Origin of the sequence: Serratia sarumanii, from assembly GCF_029962605.1 — a bacterium.
GTDB classification, from domain to species: Bacteria; Pseudomonadota; Gammaproteobacteria; order Enterobacterales; family Enterobacteriaceae; genus Serratia; species Serratia sarumanii.
Genome location: NZ_CP124750.1, coordinates 4,928,214 through 4,947,438, shown reverse-complemented (window position 1 = coordinate 4,947,438; position 19,225 = coordinate 4,928,214). Strand labels below are relative to the sequence as shown.

Here is a 19,225-nt window from a genome sequence, read left to right as displayed (position 1 = left end):
CTTCCCCTGTGTTTTTCAGGCGGCGGTCAGCCCTGTTTCGGGAAGTTGGTGATATCGGTGACGATGTCGTCGATCGCCGCCTTGACGTCATCCGCCGTGACCGGCGTGCTGTCGTTGTTGACGGTTTTACCGTAGGCCTTGCGTACCACTTCCATCACCGTTTTGCCGGTATCCTGGTCGATCAGCTCGCCTTCGATATACAGCGCGGTATTTTGCGTCCGGTGCCCGGTAGCAGCCATGGTGCTGGCGACCACCGCGGCGACCGGCACCACCTCATAGAATTTCATGTCTTCATTTTCGGCGGAAACGGCGGTGATGGCGAGCTTGGCCACCAGCACGCGCGAGCCCGTCGGGCTTGGCAGAATGGTGAAGCGGTTCTGCAGCGCGGTTTTGATCCGCTGGGTCGCGTAGGCCTTAATCTTGTTCAGTGTGTCCTGGCTGACGCGCGCCGTGGGTTTCTCCGCCGGGAAATAGACCACCGGTTGGAAATAGAGGCCGCGATAGTTGGATTCCTTGTAGCTTGGGTCTATCCAGCGCAGCGTTTTATGGCCGCTTGGCGAGGTGGTTTCCTGCAGTTTGCTGTAATCGGACAAGAAGCCCGAATACTGCGACGTTTGGGTGACTTTGGACGAACAGCCCGCCAGCAACAGGCCCGCTGCCAGAACCGCCATGGCAACGCTCAAGCGTTGTTTCTTCATATGGTTTCCTATGATGAGTGGTGATTACCCTTACAAAACATAGCGCATTATCTACGCCTCATCGGGCATTTTCGGGGCCGGGCGTGCCCTGCCGCGGCCTTTTTTCAGGATCGTGATGCGCCGCCGGTTTTCGCCGTCAGCGCCGACGATAAGGCGGCGAGCAAGTCGTCCGCCTTGGCCAGCGTCTGGCGTTGCTCAGCTTGCCACCGGGGCAACAAGGGCCAGAGATCCGCCTGATGTTCTGCCTGCAGGCACCAGACCTCACGATCGTGCCAGTCGCCGAGGGCGCTTTGCGCCGCCTTGAGGCCCGCCATCGCGGCGGGAGAGAGGGGGAGGCGTTGCGGATAGGCTTCGGCCGCGTAGCGCAGGCGCTTTATCAGCAGCCGCAGGCGGTGGCGATCGTAGCCGGTATCGGCCAATGCCCGGCGCAATTGCTGTTGCTGGCGCTGCAGGCGTCGGTTCAGGCGGTGTTTGGCGGTGCGTCGCGCGGTGCGGCGGAAGCGGCGCGGCCAGGTGTGCAACAGCGAGGGAAAGTCGATGATCTGCGGATGGGCGAGCAGTTGACGGTAGCGGGCCTGAAGATCGCTCTGGCGCACGTTGGCCTGCCAATCCAGGCGATGGCGCGCCAGTTCGGCGATCAGCACCTCGAGATCGCGCAGCGGCGTCGTGAGCCTGCCCAACTCGGCGGCGGCCCGATCGAGCCGCGTTGCGCCGGGGCAGCCGCGCAACGGGCGCAGCAGGCTGCGAATGCGGCGCAGACAGACGCGCAAGTCGTGCAGCGCTTCGGTGTCTTGCGCCTGTTGCAGCCGCAACAGCGCCTCGTTCAGCGCCGGCTCAAGCCGGCGAAGCTGGGTGACAATATCTGCGACGAAAACCATGTGCCGTGCTCTGGAGAGGATGACCCTTTCAGTATGGCGCGTCGTCGCGGATTACGCCTTGATCAGCGCGCCGGCATAGTCCAGCTGCCGCCAGGCCTCATACACGACCACCGAGACGGCATTCGACAGGTTCATGCTGCGGCTTTGCGCCTGCATCGGGATGCGGATTTTTTGCTGCGCAGGCAGCGCATCGAGGATATCGGCGGGTAACCCGCGCGTTTCCGGGCCGAACAGCAGGTAGTCGCCGGCCTGATAGCTGACGGCGCTGTGCGCCGGCGTGCCTTTGGTGGTGAGGGCAAACAGCCGTTGCGGCTTTTCGGCGGCGAGAAAGGCGGCGTAATCGGCATGACGGCTGACGCGGGTGAACTCATGGTAGTCCAGCCCGGCGCGGCGCAGGCGCTTGTCGTCCCACGGGAAACCCAGCGGTTCGATCAGGTGCAGGTTAAAGCCGGTATTGGCGCACAGGCGGATGATATTGCCGGTGTTGGGTGGAATTTCGGGTTCAAATAAAACGATGTTCAGCATGTTGCAGGCCCCTCGTGAACGAGGGGCGCAGGATAGCAAACTCTTACTGTTCTGTCTTAGTCGACAGACGTTGATGATGCAGCGGCAGCCACAGCACCAACCGCAGGCCGCCAAGCGGACTGTCTTCGGCCTTCACCCAGCCGCGATGCTGGTTGATAGCCGCCTCGACTATTGCCAGGCCGAGGCCGGTGCCGCCGGATTCGCGGTCGCGCGCCTCGTCGGTGCGATAGAACGGACGGAAGATCTGCTCGCGGTCTTCGGCGCTGACGCCGGGGCCGTCGTCGTCAACCTGGATGGTCACGCCCTGATTGTCGGCGCTGAACGCCACGGCGATGCGGGTGTGCGAATAACGCAGGGCGTTGCGCACGATGTTTTCCAACGCGCTGTCCAGCGCGCTCGCGTTGCCGAACAGCGTCCATGGGCCGGGCGGCGCGGTGATCTCCAACTGCTTGCCCATCTGTTCCGCTTCGAAACGGGCGTTGTCCAGCACGTCGGCCCACAGTTCGTTGGCCTTCAGCTGCTCGCGCGCCAGCTCGCTCTTCTGCTGACCGCGCGACAGCGCCAGCAGATCGTTGATCATCGAATCCAGCCGCTGCGCTTCGGTTTCGATGCGCGCCAGTTCGTGGCCTTCGCCGTGGCGGCGGCGCATCAGCGCGGTGGCCAGCTGCAGGCGCGTCAGCGGCGTGCGCAGCTCGTGCGAGATGTCCGATATCAGGCGTTGCTGAGCATTCATCATGCGTTCCAGCGCGCTGACCATCTGGTTGAAGCTGGCGCCGGTGGCCAGGAATTCCTGCGGGCCGGCCTCCAGTTCCGGATGCTGCTTCAGGTTGCCGCGCGCTACTTCATCGGCGGCGTTTTTCAGCTTGCGCGCCGGTTTCGCCAGGCTCCAGGCCAGCCACAGCAGCAGCGGGGCGCTGATCAACATGGTGACGATCAGCAGCAGCAGCGGCCGGTCGAACATCAGGTTGATGAAATCGGATTGCGGGCTGTTGGCGGGACGGATCAGGTACAGCTGGTAGTTGTCTTCGCCGTCGCGCACCGCGAACGGCCCTACCAGCTCGACGCGGCCGTACTTTTTCTTCTTCGGATGATCCGAGTTGTCGGATTGGCCGATGAAGTTGCGGACGATCTGCATTTCATTGCGCTGCGCGCCGATCACCCGGCCTTCGCTGGTGACCAGCAGCAGGCGTTGGCCCGGCGGCGCCCATTTGTCGATGGCGCGGAACAGGCGGCGCCACCACATCAAATCGTTGGCCGGATCGTTTTGCAACTCGGCCTCGACGTGCTGTTCCAGCATCAACCCCTGCCGCTGTTCGCTGTCGAGCAGCGAGGTCATTTGGCGGGAGTCAAGCTTGGGCACCATCAACACCAACATTAGCACCAGGGCTAACGTGAACCAGAAAATGGCGAAGATGCGTGCCGTCAAACTGTTGATCATGTTGCAGATACCATCAAATAACCACGCCCGCGCAGGGTTTTGAACCACGGATGCCCGTCTTTGCGATCCGGCAGCTTACGCCGCAGGTTGGAGATGTGCATGTCGATGGCGCGATCGAACGGGGTCAGGCGTTTGCCCAGCACTTCCTGGCTCAGCAGTTCGCGCGACACCACCTGGCCGAGATGCTGCGCCAGCAGGTAAAGCAGGGTGAATTCGGTGCCGGTCAGATCCAGCACCTGGCCGTCGAAGCTGGCCTCCTGGCGACCGGGGTTCAGCTGCAGGCCATCGACATCCAGCGTCGGGGCGCCGCTGTCGACCTGCTGCTGCTGTTCGCTCCAGTTGGAACGGCGCAGAATGGCGCGAATGCGCGCGACCAGTTCGCGATCGTTAAAGGGTTTCGGCAGGTAATCATCGGCACCCAGCTCCAGGCCCAGCACGCGGTCCAGTTCGCTGCCGCGCGCGGTCAGCATGATGACCGGCGTCTGGTGATGTTGGCGCAGTTCTTTCAGCGTATCGATGCCGTTTTTCTTCGGCATCATGATGTCGAGCAGCAGCAGATCGACGGAGCTGTCCAGCAGCGACAACGCCTGCTCGCCATCGTGCGCGACGACGATATTAAAACCTTCCATTTCAAGCAGTTCTTTTAACAGCGAGGTCAACTCGCGGTCGTCGTCAACTAACAGAATCTTGTTCATTATGATTTACCTCCAGACGCAAAATACGTCATCAACTGTTGCCATTCCATGACTTTACGTAGTTTTACATGCACTGACGCAGGTTTTCAGGTGTAGCGGTACACTGCTCCTCGTTGATTCGCAAAGTGAGAAAGCTTGAGGAGTTGAAATGCGTAAGGTGACCGCATTAGTTATGGCATCACTGCTGGCAATTGGTTCGACCGCTGCCTTCGCTGCCGACACTATACCGGACACAGCCCAACCTCCCGGCAACGACGCGATGACCCGAATACCCGGCCAACACCATATGTTCGACGGTGTCAGCCTCAGCGAACAGCAGCGCCAGCAAATGCGCGATTTGATGCGCCAGGCCCGGCACGATCTGCCTGGTGTCAATGTAGCTGAAATGGAAGCCATGCATAAACTGGTGACCGCAGAGAAATTTGACGAAGCCGCCGTGTATGCCCAGGCGGAAAAGATGGCCCAACAGCAGGTCAAGCGCCAGGTCGAAATGGCCCGGGTGCGCAACCAAATGTATAACCTGCTGACGCCAGAGCAAAAAAGTGTTTTAGACCAGAAACATCAGCAGCGTATGCAGCAGATGGAGCAACAAATTTCTGGTTTGCAGCAAGCTTCTGCCCAGAAGTGAAGTACGACTGAGTAGTCCCCTGTTTTTCCTTGCCATAGACACCATCCCTGTCTTCCCCGCCATGATGGCGGGGTTTTTTTTATCCGACATTTCGCTATATTGAGCGCCACACCTTTTGACCGGGATCCCTTGATGGAACAGCGCTATGCACGCCTGGTAAAGTCCGCTGCGTTGGCCGCTACCGCGCTGGCGTCGTCACTGCTGTTGATCAAAATCGTCGCCTGGTACCACACCGGTTCGGTCAGCCTGCTGGCGGCGCTGGTAGATTCGCTGGTCGATATCGCCGCCTCGCTGACCAACCTTCTGGTGGTGCGTTATTCGCTGCAGCCGGCCGATGCCGAGCACACCTTTGGCCACGGCAAAGCGGAATCGCTGGCGGCGCTGGCGCAAAGCATGTTTATTTCCGGCTCCGCCCTGTTTCTGTTCCTCACCGGCTTCCAGCATTTGTATGCGCCGCAAACGCTGCGCGATCCCGGCGTCGGGATCGTCGTGACGGTGATCGCGTTGATCAGCACCCTGATTCTGGTCACCTATCAACGTTGGGTGGTCAGAAAAACGCGCAGCCAGGCGGTGCGCGCAGATATGCTGCATTATCAGTCAGATGTCATGATGAATGGTGCTATTCTTATCGCTCTTGGGCTAAGCTGGTACGGCTTCCAGCGGGCGGACGCGCTGTTCGCGCTGGGCATCGGCGTTTACATCCTGTATAGCGCGCTGCGCATGGGCTACGAAGCTGTGCAGTCGCTGCTGGATCGGGCGTTGCCGGATGACGAACGCCAGGCGATTATCGAGGTGGTTTCCTCCTGGCCCGGGGTGAAAGGCGCGCACGATCTGCGCACGCGGCAGTCGGGGCCGACGCGTTTCATCCAGCTGCATCTGGAGATGGAAGACACGCTGCCGCTGCGTGAGGCGCATCGGTTGGCCGATCAGGTGGAACAGGCGTTGCGGCACCGTTTTGCGGGGGCGGACGTCATCATTCACCTGGATCCGTGCTCCGTGGTGCCACCGGGTAGGCAGGGGCATTGGGAGCTATAATCAGATAGAGGCATAGATCGAAGTATTATCATGAATATCTGAGTTAGCTCAGCGTGCCATGCGGTGTTTTTACCGTTATATTGCGTGACTTGAATCAATTCAGCTGGGTGTTTTTGATATAATATCCAGCAATAAGCCGTAAAGCTGGTTTTCTGCAGCCGGAGAGGTTTCAAGACGATCGGCGGAGACAGAATTCTTAAGAAATTGCATCTACACAGTTCAGAGGTAGTCATGATCAAGAAAATCGGTGTACTGACGAGCGGCGGTGATTCGCCGGGTATGAACGCTGCAATCCGCGGCGTTGTGCGTTCTGCGCTTTCAGAAGGTCTGGAAGTTTTTGGTATTTACGATGGCTACCTTGGCTTGTACGAAGATCGCATGGAGCAGCTGGACCGCTATAGCGTGTCCGACATGATCAACCGCGGCGGCACCTTCCTTGGCTCGGCCCGCTTCCCGGAGTTCAGGGATGAAAACGTGCGCGCCAAGGCGATTGAAAACCTGAAGAATCGCGGCATCGACGCGCTGGTGGTGATCGGCGGCGACGGTTCCTACATGGGCGCCAAACGCCTGACGGAAGAAGGCTTCCCGTGCATCGGTCTGCCGGGCACCATCGATAACGACGTTGCCGGCACCGACTACACCATCGGTTACTTCACCGCGCTAGAAACCGTGGTGGAAGCAATTGACCGCCTGCGCGATACCTCCTCTTCGCACCAGCGTATCTCCATCGTGGAAGTGATGGGCCGTTACTGCGGCGATCTGACGCTGGCGGCGGCGATTGCCGGCGGCTGCGAATTCATCGTGCTGCCTGAAATCGAATTCAACCGCGAAGACCTGGTGTGCGAAATCAAGGCCGGTATCGCCAAGGGTAAAAAACACGCCATCGTGGCGATCACCGAGCACATCTGCGACATCGATGAGCTGGCGCGCCACATCGAGCAGGAAACCAAGCGTGAAACCCGCGCCACCGTGCTGGGCCACATTCAACGCGGCGGTTCACCGGTTGCCTACGACCGCATCCTGGCCTCGCGCATGGGCGCCTACGCCATCGAGCTGCTGCTGCAGGGCTACGGCGGCCGCTGCGTCGGTATCCAGAACGAAAAAATGGTGCACCACGACATCATCGACGCGATCGAAAACATGAAGCGTCCGTTCAAGGGCGACTGGCTGGAAACGGCGAAAAAACTGTACTGATACGCCGCTCACCGCACGACAAAAGAGCCTCCGCTTGCGGGGGCTTTTTGATGCCCGCCGGCGATATATTCCGTAATCATCTATCCCAAAATTTTTTATTCTTTAATTGCCGGGAAAGTTTCTGGCAGGCTCTGATGCTAAACCAACCGATTGAGGTTGCGCTTAATTTTCTGGGAGAGCCTGTCGATGCGTAAATGGGGTGTAGGTCTGACATTGGTGCTGTTGGCGTCCGGCGCCATGGCGAAGGATATTCAGTTGCTGAACGTGTCATACGATCCGACGCGTGAATTCTATCAGGCTTACAACACGGCATTCAGCAAGCACTATCAGGCGGAAACCGGCGACAAGGTGACGGTGCGCCAGTCGCATGGCGGATCCGGCAAACAGGCGACCTCGGTGATCAACGGCATCGAGGCCGACGTGGTGACGCTGGCGTTGGCTTATGACGTCGACGCCATCGCCGAACGCGGGCGCATCGAGAAAGACTGGATCAAGCGCCTGCCGGACAACTCGGCGCCTTACACCTCGACCATCGTCTTCCTGGTGCGCAAAGGCAACCCGAAACAAATTCACGACTGGCCCGATTTGATCAAGCCGGGCGTGTCGGTGATCACCCCGAACCCGAAAACCTCCGGCGGCGCCCGCTGGAACTACCTGGCCGCCTGGGGCTACGCGTTGCACCACAACAACAACGATAAGGCCAAGGCGCAGGACTTCGTCAAAAACTTGTACAAGAACGTCGAAGTGCTGGATTCCGGCGCGCGCGGCGCGACCAACACCTTCGTTGAGCGCGGCATCGGCGATGTGCTGATCGCCTGGGAAAACGAAGCGCTGCTGGCGGAGAAAGAGCTCGGCAAAGACAAGTTCGAGATTATTACGCCGAGCGAATCGATCCTGGCCGAACCGACGGTGTCAGTGGTGGATAAGGTGGTCGATAAACGCGGTACCCGCGACGTGGCGACCGCCTACCTGAAGTATCTGTATTCGCCGGAAGGGCAGACCATCGCGGCGCAGCACTATTACCGTCCGCGCGATGCGGCGGTGGCGGCCAAGTTTGCCGGGCAGTTCCCGCAGCTGAAGCTGTTCACCGTGGATGACACCTTCGGCGGCTGGACCGAAGCGCAGAAGGTGCACTTCGCCACCGGCGGCGTGTTCGACGAGATAAGCAAACGCTGATGCCGGTTGAGCGGCAATAAAAAACCCCGGCAAGCCGGGGTTTTTTTATGGCAGGCCTAAGGGAATCAGGCTTTTTTCGCTGCGGCAGCGGCTTTGACGATCACGGCGAAAGCGTCGGCTTTCAGCGAGGCGCCGCCAACCAGCGCGCCGTCGATGTCCGGCTGAGAGAACAGCTCTGCGGCGTTCTTGTCGTTCACCGAACCGCCGTACTGGATGATGATTTCAGCGGCAACCGCGGCATCGTGCTTGGCGATGTGGTCACGGATAAATTTGTGCACGGCCTGCGCCTGCGCAGGGGTAGCGGATTTGCCGGTGCCGATGGCCCAGACCGGCTCATAGGCGATCACGGTGCCTTTCATCGCCGGTGCGCCCAGCGTTTTCAGCACGGCGTCGATCTGGCGCGCGCACACTTCTTCGGTTTTGCCCGCGGCGTTTTCCGCTTCGGTTTCACCGATGCACAGCACCGGGATCAGGCCGGCTTCTTTCAGCACGGCGAATTTCTCGGCGATGACTTCGTCGCTTTCTTTGTGGTAGGTGCGGCGCTCGGAGTGGCCGATGATGATGTACTGGGCACCGACGTCTTTCAGCATGTTGGCGGAAACTTCACCGGTGAAGGCGCCGGACAGGTTAACGTCCACGTTCTGCGCGCCCAGCGCGATGCGGCTGCCGGCCAGCGCGTGCTTGGCCTGATCCAGATACATCACCGGCGGGGCGATGGCGACGCCACAGCCGTCAACGCTGCTCAGCTCATTGCGCAGGCCGGCGATCAGTTCGTTGACCATGTGGGTGCTGCCGTTAAGCTTCCAGTTACCCATAACTAATGGATGACGCATGTTTTTTCCTCCAACTAGGGAACGCGAGAGTCGAAATGACAACTGCCGGACCGGCAGTTTACCTGCCCAACAGTATAGAGATCATTAAGCGCGAAGGCTTTGCTTTTCGTCATTAAATGCCACGCCGTTACGGCTCGGAAAGCGCCAGCTTAATCGGTTCAACCGCGAAGGTTACGCCTTTATCGCCGTTGTCCGAAACGACATAGCGAATGGCGCCGACCTGCTGTTGGTAAAAGCGCGATCCTTTGCCTTTTTCCAGCAGGCTGTTCACCTTGTTCTGGCTCTGTTCCACCGTCAACGCCGGTTCGAACTGGCGCATCAGCGCCGCCATGTAGCTGATGGCGATGGCGCGCGCGGCTTTTTCTTCATTGGCCTGCTGCAGCGGCAGGTGAGTGATCTGCAACGTTTTGATTTTACCGGTGCCTTTCTCCAGCGCGGTGGAGGCGTACAGGTTTTCGTTGAGTTTGCTGGCGGCGCGCGTCAGCAGCGGCGAATCGTCTTCGGCGGCGGGAATGGCGCGGAATTCGCCAATCGGCAGCTTCGGGTTGTCGCGGTTGTATTTTTCGCGGAATTTGACCACCGTCAGATCGAACGTCGGCGCCCCGGCCAGCAGGTAAGGTGCGGCGGGCGTCGCTTCGGTGGGCGGCGGATCGGCCCAGGCGCTGGCGGCCGCCTGCAGCAGGCAGGCGATGACGAGGGTTTTTCTCAGCATGGCGTATGGTATCAAGGACAAAGATGGCTCCGATTAAAGCGATAACCCGCGGGGCTTGTCAAAGATCCCACGCCATTATCGGTTCGCTGACGAGAAAGCTGTGCGGCGCACCGCGTTATGCGAGGCGGAAAACTCGGCCCGGCAGCGCCTATGTTACACTGCGGCGCAGAATATGGGCAGGCTTAGAGCGCAGGAATCGATGACGTTACAACAGTGGTGTTTTTCTTTTAAGGGCCGCATCGGGCGGCGCGACTTCTGGATTTGGATGGGGCTGTGGTTGGCGCTGATGGCGGCGGCGTTTACGCTGGCCAATTATCAGCTGATCGCCATCCAATCCATCGCCTTCTTTATCGTGGCGTTGCTGTGGCCGACGGCGGCGGTGCTGGTCAAGCGCCTGCACGATCGCAACAAGGCCGGCTGGTGGGCGCTGCTGCTGATCCTGGCGTGGATGCTGGCGGCGGGGAACTGGCAGATGCTGGCGCCGATCTGGCAATGGGGCGTCGGGCGTTTCATTCCGACGCTGATTATCGTGATGATGATGATCGATCTGGGCGCCTTCGTCGGCACGCCGGGAGATAACCGGTTCGGCCCGGAAGCCGAACCGGTGAAGTTCCGCTGACCCTCGCCGGGTTACCAGTAGTGTTCGCTGGTGATGTGGCCCGGCTTGCGGCGCAGGTGCTTGCGCATCTGGCGGTGGTCTTTCAGCGTTTGCTGGGTGTCCCGCACCATTTGTGGGTTGCCGCACAGCATCACGTGGCTGGTTTCGGCGTCGATGGTCAAGCCGATCGCCGCTTCCAGCCGGCCGTCCTCGATCAGCGCTGGTACGCGGCCGGTCAATGAACCGGGCGCCTCTTCGCGGCTGACGACGGTCTGGATGCGCAGCTTGCCGTTGTAGCGCTGCTGCAGTTGCTGCATCAGCGGCAGGTAGCTCAGGTCACGCGCAAAGCGCGCGGCGTGCACCAGCACCAGGTTGTTGAAGCGCTCCAGCCCGATGCCCTGCTGCAGAATCGATAAATAGGGGCCGATGGCGGTGCCGGTCGCCAGCATCCACAGCGTGTCGCAGTCGGGCACCTCGTCCAGCACGAAGAAGCCGGCGGCTTCTTTGGTTACCATCACGTCCGAGCCCGGCTGCAGCTGATTGAGGCGCGGGCTCAGTTTGCCTTCTGGCACGGTGACCAGATAGAACTCCAGATTGGCGTCGTCGGGGGCATTGACGTAGGAGTAGGCGCGCTGCACCCGTTCGCCGTCGATCTCCAGCGCCAGCTTGGCGAATTGCCCGGCGGTGAAAGGATCGATGGGGGCATTGACCACCAGGCTGAACAGCCCGTCGGTCCATTGTTTTACCTGCGTAACCTTGCCGTTTACCCATTCAGCCATACTCTAAAGCTCCCGTGGTCGAATCAAATAAGCACAATGTCGTGAGCCGGAAATGGCGTGCGCGGTGCGCTCTACCCGGTAGTCGTTGCCGAACAGGCGGTGAAACAGCTGCAGCTCGGAATTGCACAGGCTACTGCAGCTGGAGCCGGCCACGCCGATCGGGCAGTGGTTTTCCACCAGCAGCGCGCCGTGCGGGTGGTCGAGCAATTCGGCCATGTAACCGTCGTGTTGCCGCAGGCGCACCAGGCGGGCTAACCGGTCCTGATGGCTGCGCTCGGCGGACAGCTCTTCGGCATAACGCAGATAAAGCTGCTCTTCGCGCGCGTTGAGCAACGGCTCCACCCCGGCGCCGCCAAACAGCTGCAGCGCGGATGCCCGCAACCGCTCCTGGTCGGCGGCGGCAAAGGCGTGCCCTCGCTCGGTCAGCGACCAGTAGCGCGTCGGGCGGCCGACCTTGCTGCGCGCTTCTTCGTAACAAACCAACTCACGTTTTTCCAGGGATTGCAGATGTTGTCGGATACCCATCGGCGTAATGTCCAGACGCTCCGCCAGCATTTTGGCCGAGTGCGGGCCGAGAGCCTTTAACTGCAATAAAATCAGCTCAGGTGTTTTCATGAACCAAATCCCTATGGTGTTATTTTATTTCAAGTTGATGAAAAGAATTATCGATTAAATGCTAAAGCGCGGCTACTGCAAGGGCGCTGTTTTTAACTCCAAAGCGTTAGACGTACAGTTTAATTTACGAGCCTGGTCGGGTTTGCTGCCAGTGTGACCTGGATCAATATCTGCCTGAAACTCGCTAAAAAAATCAGATTTGATTAGTTTATGCCGCCATAGAGGGCTGCTTGCCGTTCTGGCTGCTGCAACGGCCATTCCGGGACGCTGTGACGAGTTGAAACGTTAACGAAGATAATGAGAAAACTAGAGAATTTTCACCTGCTGGTGATGCTTATCCTGTTGGTCGCCGTCGGCCAGATGGCGCAAACCATTTATGTTCCCGTTATTGCTGATATCGCCCACGATCTGTCGGTTCGCACCGGCGCCGTGCAACGGGTGATGGCGGCGTATCTGCTGACCTACGGTTTCTCCCAGCTGATTTACGGGCCGATATCGGATCGTATCGGGCGTCGTCCGGTGATCCTGACCGGCATGATGATCTTCCTGATCGGCGCGCTGGGCGCGCTGCTGTCCACCAACCTGACGATGCTGGTCGCCGCCAGCGCGATTCAGGGCATGGGCACTGGCGTGGCGGGCGTGATGGCGCGCACCATGCCGCGCGATCTGTATGCCGGCACCGCGCTGCGCTATGCCAACAGCCTGCTGAATATGGGGATTTTGGTCAGCCCGCTGCTGGCGCCGGTGATCGGCGGCGCATTGGCGATGGTGTTCGGCTGGCGTGCCAGCTACGCCTTCCTGCTGGCGCTGTGCGCCTGCGTCGCTTTCGCCATGTTCCGCTGGCTGCCGGAAACCCGCCCGGTGCAAACGGAAAAACGCCGCATGCTGGCCAGTTTCCGCCAGCTGCTGGCTGACAGCACCTTCAGCTACTATCTGGTGATGCTGATCGGCGCGCTGGCGGGCATTGCGGTATTCGAGGCCAGCTGCGGCGTGTTGATGGGCGGTGTGTTGGGGCTGAGTGGCCTGACCGTCAGCATCCTGTTCATTCTGCCGATCCCGGCGGCGTTTTTCGGCGCCTGGTACGCCGGGCGCGACGGCAAGACCTTCCACACGCTGATGTGGCATTCGGTGATTAGCTGCCTGTTGGCGGGGGCGATGATGTGGATCCCGGGCTGGTTCGGCGTGATGAACATCTGGACGCTGATCGTGCCGGCCGCACTGTTCTTCTTCGGCGCCGGCATGCTGTTCCCGCTGGCGACCACCGGGGCGATGGAGCCGTTCCCTTACCTGGCCGGCGCGGCGGGCGCATTGGTGGGCGGCATGCAGAATATGGGATCGGGGCTTGCGACCTGGCTTTCCGCCATGCTGCCGCAAACCGGGCAGTTCAGCCTCGGATTGCTGATGTTCGCGATGGCGCTGTTGATCCTGCTGTGCTGGTGGCCGTTGTCCAACCGGATGCAACATCAGGGGCATACCGCATAACGACAGGGCGCCATTCGGCGCCCTGTTTCGTTACAGCAAAAACTCGTGCAGCGCCGGGTCTTTACGATCCAGATAGTGGGTTGAACGGATGCGGCGGATGGTGCGCGACTTGCCGCGGATCAGCAACGTTTCGGTCGTGGCCATATTGCCCTGGCGGCTGATGCCTTCCAGCAGATCGCCCTTGGTGATGCCGGTGGCGGAGAAGATCACGTTGTCGTTGCGCGCCATCTGATCCAGACGCAGCGCCTGACCGGCTTCGATACCCATCTCCCGGCAGCGCGCCAGCTCCTGTTCGCCGATGCGGCGGTTCTCGGCGCTGTCGCCTTTCACCTCATGGCGCGGCAGCAAACGCGCCTGCATGTCGCCGTCCAGCGCGCGGATCACCGCGGCTGAGATCACCCCTTCCGGCGCGCCGCCGATGCCGTACATCACATCGACCTCGCTTTCCGGCATGCAGGTGAGAATGGAGGCCGCCACGTCGCCGTCAGGAATGGCGAACACCCGCACGCCGAGCTGCTGCATCTGCGCGATGACGCCGTCGTGGCGCGGTTTGGCCAAAACGATCACCGTCAGCTGCGACAGCGGTTTGCCCAGCCGGGCGGCGACGTTCTGCAGGTTCTCCGCCAGCGGCAGGTTGAGATCGATGGCGCCGCGTGCCGCCGGGCCGACCACCAGCTTCTCCATGTACATGTCCGGCGCGTGCAGGAAGGCGCCGCGATCGCCCACCGCCAATACCGCCAGCGCATTGGACTGGCCCATGGCGGTCATGCGGGTGCCTTCGATCGGATCGACCGCGATGTCGACCGCGTCGCCCTGGCCGGTACCGACCTGTTCGCCGATATACAGCATCGGCGCTTCGTCGATCTCGCCTTCGCCGATCACGATGCGCCCATCGATATCCACGTTGTTAAGCATGATGCGCATGGCGTGGACCGCCGCGCCGTCGGCGGCGTTCTTGTCGCCGCGTCCCAGCCATTTGTAGCCCGCCAGCGCGGCGGCTTCGGTAACGCGGGAAAATTCGATGGCTAATTCACGTTTCATGGCAAACCTGTCTGTGAGAAAGGGAAGAAAATATCGGCAAAGTCTATCACAGCGCGGCGGCGGCGGCGGGGCGGGGCAAAAAAAAGCGCCGCCCGTAGGCAGCGCTTGTTGGTGAAACGGCAGCTTCGGGATTACTCGTGATCTTCCCACGCCTGAGCGCGCGCCACCGCTTTTTTCCAGCCGCCGTAGCGGTAGTTGCGTTCGGTGGTTTCGATGCTTGGGCGGAATTCGCGTTCAATCACCGCTTTGCTCTTCACTTCGTCCAGATCGTTCCAGTAGCCGATGGCCAGGCCCGCCAGGAACGCGGCGCCCAGCGCCGTCGATTCACGCACTTCAGGGCGTTCTACGCGAGTGCCGAGAATATCGGACTGGAACTGCATCAGGAAGTTGTTGGCGACCGCGCCGCCGTCCACGCGCAGCGATTGCAGGCGGGTGTTGGCGTCGGCCTGCATGGCGTCCAGCACGTCACGGGTCTGGAAGGCGATGGATTCCAGCGTGGCGCGGATGATGTGGTTGCTGTTGGCGCCACGGGTCAGCCCGAAGATGGCACCGCGGGCGTACGGATCCCAGTAAGGGGCGCCCAGGCCGGTGAAGGCCGGCACCACATAGACGCCGTTGCTGTCTTTCACCTTGGTGGCGAAGTATTCGGAGTCGGCGGCGTCGCTGATCAGTTTCAGCTCGTCGCGCAGCCACTGGATAGACGCACCGCCGATGAACACCGCGCCTTCCAGCGCATAGTTCACTTCGCCGCGCGGGCCGCAGGCGATGGTGGTCAGCAGGCCGTTTTTCGAACGCACCGCTTCTTTGCCGGTGTTCATCAGCAGGAAGCAGCCGGTGCCGTAGGTGTTCTTCGCCATGCCCGGTTGAACGCACAGCTGGCCGTACAGCGCCGCCTGCTGGTCACCGGCGATACCGGCGATAGGAATACGCGTACCGCCCTTACCGCCGATGTTGGTCTGGCCGTACACCTCGGAGGAAGGACGGACTTTCGGCAGCATGGCGCGCGGGATATCCAGCACTTCCAGCATGCGTTCATCCCAGTCCAGCTCGTGGATGTTGAACATCATGGTGCGTGAGGCGTTGGTGTAATCGGTAACGTGTACGCGCCCCTGGGTCATTTTCCACACCAGCCAGGTGTCGACGGTGCCGAACAGCAGTTCGCCGCGCTTGGCGCGCTCGCGGGCGCCTTCGACGTTGTCCAGGATCCACTTCACCTTGGTGCCGGAGAAGTACGGGTCAACCACCAGGCCGGTATTGTGACGGATGTACTCTTCCAGGCCGTCGCGCTTGAGCTTCTCGCAGATGTCGGCGGTGCGGCGGCACTGCCAGACGATGGCGTTGTAAATCGGCTTGCCGGTCTCTTTTTCCCAGACGATGGTGGTTTCGCGCTGGTTGGTGATGCCGATGCCGGCGATCTGATCGGAACTGATGTCGGCTTTCGCCAGCACTTCTACCAGCGTCGAACTTTGCGACGCCCAGATTTCCATCGGGTCGTGCTCAACCCAGCCGGCCTTGGGATAGATCTGCGGGAATTCGCGCTGCGATACCGCAACGATGTTGGCGTCGTGATCGAGCACGACGGCGCGTGAGCTGGTGGTCCCTTGGTCGAGTGCGACAATGTATTTTTTTTCTACAGTCATGGTAATTATCCTGCTGTTGTTAACCGTGTAAAACTGCACCCATCATGCTTTGCGCTGCTGGGTCTTGGCGTCGGGCTCTTCTTCCGTCACGCAGACGTCGCACGGCAGGTGGCGGCCAATCAGCGCGCGGTAACCGAAAGCGCCCAGGCCACAGCCGACGATAGGGGCGAAGATCGGCACCAGGAAGTACGGGATGTCGCGTGCGCCGGTGAAGGCGACTTTGCCCCAGCCGGCCAGGTAGGCGAACAGTTTCGGCCCGAAGTCACGCGCCGGGTTCAACGCAAAGCCGGTCAATGGTCCCATGGAGGCGCCGATCACGGCAATCAGAATACCGATCAGCAGCGGCGCCAGCGGGCCGCGCGGGATGCCGTTGCCGTCGTCGGTCAGCGCCAGGATCAGGCACATCAGAATGGCGGCGATCACCATTTCTACCAGGAAGGCCTGGCCGACGGAGATATGCGCGTTAGGGTAAGTCGAGAAGATGCCGGCCAGCTCGAGGCTTTCGTTGCTGCCGCGCACCATGTGGTGAGCCGCTTCGAAGTCGAAGAACAGGTTGTAGTACAGCCCATAGACCAGGGCGGCGGCGCAGAAGGCACCGGCGATCTGCGCAATGATGTAAGGCACCACTTTGCGCCCGTCGAAGCAGGCGAACAGCCACAGAGCGAGGGTGACCGCGGGGTTGAGATGCGCGCCGGAAATGGCGGCGGTCAGATAGATGGCCATGGCGACGCCCAGGCCCCAAATGATGCTGATTTCCCACTGGCCGAAGCTGGCGCCCGCCAGTTTCAGCGCGGCAACGCAGCCTACGCCAAAGAAGATCAGCAGCGCCGTGCCGAGGAACTCGGCGATGCACTGGCCTTTTAATGTCGGACTGGTGGTTTGGCTCATAATGTTGTTGTCCTGCAAAACGGCGGTTGTTGGTTTATAGGCTCAGTTAGGTATACATCTGACCTATGGGCACAGTTTTTTTCATCTCGTCCAATTATTGAATGAGGACGTGATGTAAATTTATCGTTAACGAACATAAACGAGAAATAGCGAAATCAAAATGTGTGTAGCTCGTCATAAAATTGAGCGATTTCGCGTCGTTTAGTGTTCTTTCTGAGCCATAAAAGTGTGATCTGACCAGTGGTTTGGCGAGGGGCGTTAACAACTCGCGGCGGCGGCGGCGGGGATTTTCAGTTTTTGCTGATGGCGGAGGCAGGAAAATTGCAACAGACTGCGCGATGATCCGGTATGTTGCTAGACAGGCGGAGACTGGCTACTTACAATCGTTTTTAACGAATCGAGACTGGCGCGCCTTCCATAACGGCGCGCGTCACTGAGCGCGATGCAATATTCGCAGTAGCTGCAGCCGACGTTGCGGCCGCTACTTATAGATGTACGCCTTGCTATCATGAGGGGACTGAAGCATGTCATTTGAAGTATTTGAGAAACTGGAAGCAAAAGTACAGCAGGCGATTGATACCATCACCTTGTTGCAGATGGAAATTGAAGAGCTGAAAGACAAAAACAACTCTCTGTCGCAGGAAGTTCAGGCTGCCTCCGGCAACCACGAAGCGCTGGTGCGCGAAAACCAACAGCTGAAAGAAGAACAGCACGTATGGCAAGATCGCCTGCGCGCTCTGCTGGGCAAAATGGAAGAGGTCTGATTCCTCACGCCAGGCAGCAACGAAAAGGGCGCCTGCGGCGCCCTTTTTCATGACCGAAAATCACTCGATGTCGAGTGGGTCTTCGGAGAGGATGATGCCGGTGTTGTCGGCATACAGGTGATCGCCGGAGAAGAAGGTGACGCCACCGAAGTTGACGCGGATATCGCTTTCCCCCACGCCTTCGCTTACCGCGCCCGCCGGGATCGCCGCCATCGCCTGAATGCCGATGTCGAGCTCTTCCAGATCGTCCACCTGACGCACCGCGCCGTACACCACGATGCCTTCCCATTCGTTCTGGGCGGCCAGGCGCGCCAGTTCGGCGTTGATCAGCGCCCGGCGTACCGAACCGCCGCCGTCGACCAACAGCACGCGGCCGCGGCCGTTTTCTTCAAGCAGATCGAACAACAGGCCGTTATCCTCAAAGCATTTCACCGTGGTGATCTGCCCGCCAAATGAAGTACGCCCGCCAAAATTGGAGAACAGAGGTTCAACAACGTTCACCTCTTCATGATAGATGTCGCAAAGTTCGGAAGTATCGTATTTCATAGGATTTTACGTCTGTTTGCCGCTGGAATGTTCAGTATATCCCTTTATTCGCCCTGTTGGCAAAATCATCAGTTTTTAACTGAGCGCCACGCCGATGGCGAACAGCAGGTTGGCCAGCAACGCCGCCTTGACCATGTGCTCCAGCATCGGCCGCATGCCGACCGGCGTCGGATCGCGCAGTACGCGCAGGCCGTGGCGCACCAGCAGCGGGATCGCCAGCACGAACAGCCAGCCCCACGGGCTGTGGAGATTGAACAGCGTAAACAGCGCGAAACACAGCACCGCGCCGCCGAGCAGCAGGGCATGGTAAATGCGCGCCTTGTGCGGGCCGAGACGCACCGCCAGCGTGTTCTTGCCGTTTTCGCGATCGCTCTCGATATCGCGCAGATTGTTGATGTTGAGCACCGCCGTCGCCAGCAGGCCGCAGGCGGTGGCCGGCAGCATCACGACGCTGTCGAAGGTGTGCGTTTGCAGATAGTAGGTGCCGGCTACGCTCAGCCAGCCGAAGAATACCAGCACCGAGATGTCGCCCAGCCCCAAATACCCGTAGGGCTTGTTGCCGACGGTATAGGTGATGGCCGCCACGATAGACAGCCCGCCCAGCACCAGGAAGCCGACCACGTCGCTGGGTTGCTCGCAGGCGACGGCGATCAGCGAACAGCCGGCGAGCGCGATCAGTACCACCGTCACCACCAGCGCCCGTTTCATCTGCGCCTGGGTGATCATGCCTTTTTGCATGCCGCGCAATGGCCCGATGCGATCTTCTTTGTCGCTGCCTTTGACGGCATCGCCGTAGTCGTTCGCCAGATTGGAGAGGATCTGCAGCAGGCCGGCAGTCAACAGCGCCAGCAGCGCCACTTCGGGTTTCAGGCTGCCGTGCCAGGCGGCAATTGCCGAACCGACCACGATGGAGGCAAAGGCCAACGGCAGGGTGCGGGGGCGTAGACTTTCCAGCCAGGCGGAGATCGGGGTGGTGGGGGTCGATGAGCTCATGTTTCGCTTCTGTCAGTAAGTTGCGGTGTCCGTTAGAAATAATTGTGGGAGGCAATGCCTCCCACAC

The 19,225-nt window shown here is 60.2% G+C and carries 21 protein-coding genes; 7 read left to right on the top strand and 14 right to left on the bottom strand.

Annotated features, from left to right (window positions below; translation table 11 throughout):
• Positions 1 to 26 precede the first annotated feature (26 nt).
• The 5 genes from SSARUM_RS23370 to cpxR all read right to left on the bottom strand — a co-directional run bounded on the left by SSARUM_RS23370 (position 27) and on the right by cpxR (position 4,234).
• Positions 27 to 698: a DUF3313 domain-containing protein gene (locus SSARUM_RS23370; RefSeq protein WP_039569514.1), complete on the bottom strand. Its 672-nt coding sequence runs from the start codon at positions 696 to 698 to the stop codon at positions 27 to 29.
• Between the two features lie 104 nt (positions 699 to 802).
• Positions 803 to 1,576, bottom strand: a complete 774-nt coding sequence (locus SSARUM_RS23365) for a CHAD domain-containing protein (RefSeq protein WP_060426987.1) — start codon at positions 1,574 to 1,576, stop codon at positions 803 to 805.
• A gap of 51 nt (positions 1,577 to 1,627) precedes the next feature.
• A complete protein-coding gene (trmL, locus tag SSARUM_RS23360) occupies positions 1,628 to 2,101 on the bottom strand; it encodes a tRNA (uridine(34)/cytosine(34)/5-carboxymethylaminomethyluridine(34)-2'-O)-methyltransferase TrmL (RefSeq protein ID WP_033636451.1) in 474 nt (157 codons plus the stop codon).
• A gap of 43 nt (positions 2,102 to 2,144) precedes the next feature.
• On the bottom strand, positions 2,145 to 3,539 hold the full coding sequence (cpxA, locus tag SSARUM_RS23355) for an envelope stress sensor histidine kinase CpxA (RefSeq protein ID WP_033636450.1): 1,395 nt from the start codon (positions 3,537 to 3,539) through the stop codon (positions 2,145 to 2,147).
• Complete coding sequence (gene cpxR, locus SSARUM_RS23350) at positions 3,536 to 4,234, bottom strand: envelope stress response regulator transcription factor CpxR (RefSeq protein WP_004931124.1); 699 nt, start codon at positions 4,232 to 4,234, stop codon at positions 3,536 to 3,538. The genes cpxA and cpxR overlap by 4 nt, the downstream gene beginning before the upstream one ends.
• Before the next feature lie 148 nt (positions 4,235 to 4,382).
• On the opposite strand from cpxR, the gene cpxP reads away from it, so the two are divergent.
• The 4 genes from cpxP to SSARUM_RS23330 all read left to right on the top strand — a co-directional run bounded on the left by cpxP (position 4,383) and on the right by SSARUM_RS23330 (position 8,267).
• Positions 4,383 to 4,862, top strand: coding sequence for a cell-envelope stress modulator CpxP (gene cpxP / locus SSARUM_RS23345; protein ID WP_004931122.1), 480 nt, complete (start codon positions 4,383 to 4,385; stop codon positions 4,860 to 4,862).
• 132 nt (positions 4,863 to 4,994) lie between these two features.
• Entirely contained in the window at positions 4,995 to 5,897 is a 903-nt protein-coding gene (fieF, locus tag SSARUM_RS23340) for a CDF family cation-efflux transporter FieF (protein WP_033649885.1), read from the top strand.
• 231 nt (positions 5,898 to 6,128) lie between these two features.
• Positions 6,129 to 7,091 (top strand): 6-phosphofructokinase, encoded by a 963-nt coding sequence (gene pfkA, locus SSARUM_RS23335; protein ID WP_004931116.1) that lies wholly within the window; start codon positions 6,129 to 6,131, stop codon positions 7,089 to 7,091.
• 186 nt (positions 7,092 to 7,277) lie between these two features.
• Positions 7,278 to 8,267, top strand: a complete 990-nt coding sequence (locus SSARUM_RS23330) for a sulfate ABC transporter substrate-binding protein (RefSeq protein WP_033636447.1) — start codon at positions 7,278 to 7,280, stop codon at positions 8,265 to 8,267.
• Positions 8,268 to 8,332: 65 nt separating this feature from the next.
• Here SSARUM_RS23330 and tpiA read toward each other — a convergent pair whose 3' ends face one another.
• Together tpiA and SSARUM_RS23320 are read right to left on the bottom strand one after the other, a co-directional pair.
• Entirely contained in the window at positions 8,333 to 9,100 is a 768-nt protein-coding gene (gene tpiA / locus SSARUM_RS23325; RefSeq protein WP_004931113.1) for a triose-phosphate isomerase, read from the bottom strand.
• Between the two features lie 127 nt (positions 9,101 to 9,227).
• Positions 9,228 to 9,812: a DUF1454 family protein gene (locus SSARUM_RS23320; protein ID WP_033636444.1), complete on the bottom strand. Its 585-nt coding sequence runs from the start codon at positions 9,810 to 9,812 to the stop codon at positions 9,228 to 9,230.
• Positions 9,813 to 10,011: 199 nt separating this feature from the next.
• Between SSARUM_RS23320 and SSARUM_RS23315 the strand changes: the two genes are divergently transcribed.
• Positions 10,012 to 10,431, top strand: a complete 420-nt coding sequence (locus SSARUM_RS23315) for a DUF805 domain-containing protein (protein WP_033639143.1) — start codon at positions 10,012 to 10,014, stop codon at positions 10,429 to 10,431.
• Positions 10,432 to 10,442: 11 nt separating this feature from the next.
• Here SSARUM_RS23315 and fpr read toward each other — a convergent pair whose 3' ends face one another.
• Positions 10,443 to 11,189, bottom strand: a complete 747-nt coding sequence (gene fpr, locus SSARUM_RS23310) for a ferredoxin--NADP(+) reductase (protein WP_033636442.1) — start codon at positions 11,187 to 11,189, stop codon at positions 10,443 to 10,445.
• Positions 11,190 to 11,192: 3 nt separating this feature from the next.
• The gene (locus SSARUM_RS23305) at positions 11,193 to 11,804 is read right to left on the bottom strand and encodes a helix-turn-helix transcriptional regulator (protein ID WP_033649887.1); all 612 of its coding nucleotides are present in this window, start codon (positions 11,802 to 11,804) and stop codon (positions 11,193 to 11,195) included.
• Positions 11,805 to 12,101: 297 nt separating this feature from the next.
• Here SSARUM_RS23305 and emrD point away from each other — a divergent pair, with 297 nt between their 5' ends.
• On the top strand, positions 12,102 to 13,286 hold the full coding sequence (gene emrD, locus SSARUM_RS23300; protein WP_060426981.1) for a multidrug efflux MFS transporter EmrD: 1,185 nt from the start codon (positions 12,102 to 12,104) through the stop codon (positions 13,284 to 13,286).
• Between the two features lie 30 nt (positions 13,287 to 13,316).
• Here emrD and glpX read toward each other — a convergent pair whose 3' ends face one another.
• From glpX to SSARUM_RS23285, 3 genes are all read right to left on the bottom strand, one after another.
• On the bottom strand, positions 13,317 to 14,327 hold the full coding sequence (gene glpX / locus SSARUM_RS23295) for a class II fructose-bisphosphatase (protein ID WP_033649889.1): 1,011 nt from the start codon (positions 14,325 to 14,327) through the stop codon (positions 13,317 to 13,319).
• 131 nt (positions 14,328 to 14,458) lie between these two features.
• Complete coding sequence (gene glpK / locus SSARUM_RS23290) at positions 14,459 to 15,967, bottom strand: glycerol kinase GlpK (protein ID WP_033649890.1); 1,509 nt, start codon at positions 15,965 to 15,967, stop codon at positions 14,459 to 14,461.
• Between the two features lie 42 nt (positions 15,968 to 16,009).
• Positions 16,010 to 16,855, bottom strand: coding sequence for an MIP/aquaporin family protein (locus tag SSARUM_RS23285; RefSeq protein ID WP_004931095.1), 846 nt, complete (start codon positions 16,853 to 16,855; stop codon positions 16,010 to 16,012).
• A 524-nt stretch (positions 16,856 to 17,379) separates the two neighbouring features.
• On the opposite strand from SSARUM_RS23285, the gene zapB reads away from it, so the two are divergent.
• Positions 17,380 to 17,619 carry a septal ring assembly protein ZapB gene (gene zapB / locus SSARUM_RS23280; RefSeq protein WP_004931092.1) on the top strand — a complete coding sequence of 80 codons (240 nt, stop codon included), beginning with the start codon at positions 17,380 to 17,382 and terminating at the stop codon, positions 17,617 to 17,619.
• Positions 17,620 to 17,679: 60 nt separating this feature from the next.
• Here the strand turns inward: zapB and rraA are convergent, their stop codons facing one another.
• Positions 17,680 to 18,165 carry a ribonuclease E activity regulator RraA gene (gene rraA / locus SSARUM_RS23275; protein WP_004931090.1) on the bottom strand — a complete coding sequence of 162 codons (486 nt, stop codon included), beginning with the start codon at positions 18,163 to 18,165 and terminating at the stop codon, positions 17,680 to 17,682.
• A gap of 75 nt (positions 18,166 to 18,240) precedes the next feature.
• Positions 18,241 to 19,158: a 1,4-dihydroxy-2-naphthoate polyprenyltransferase gene (locus SSARUM_RS23270; RefSeq protein WP_033636436.1), complete on the bottom strand. Its 918-nt coding sequence runs from the start codon at positions 19,156 to 19,158 to the stop codon at positions 18,241 to 18,243.
• Positions 19,159 to 19,225 lie beyond the last annotated feature (67 nt).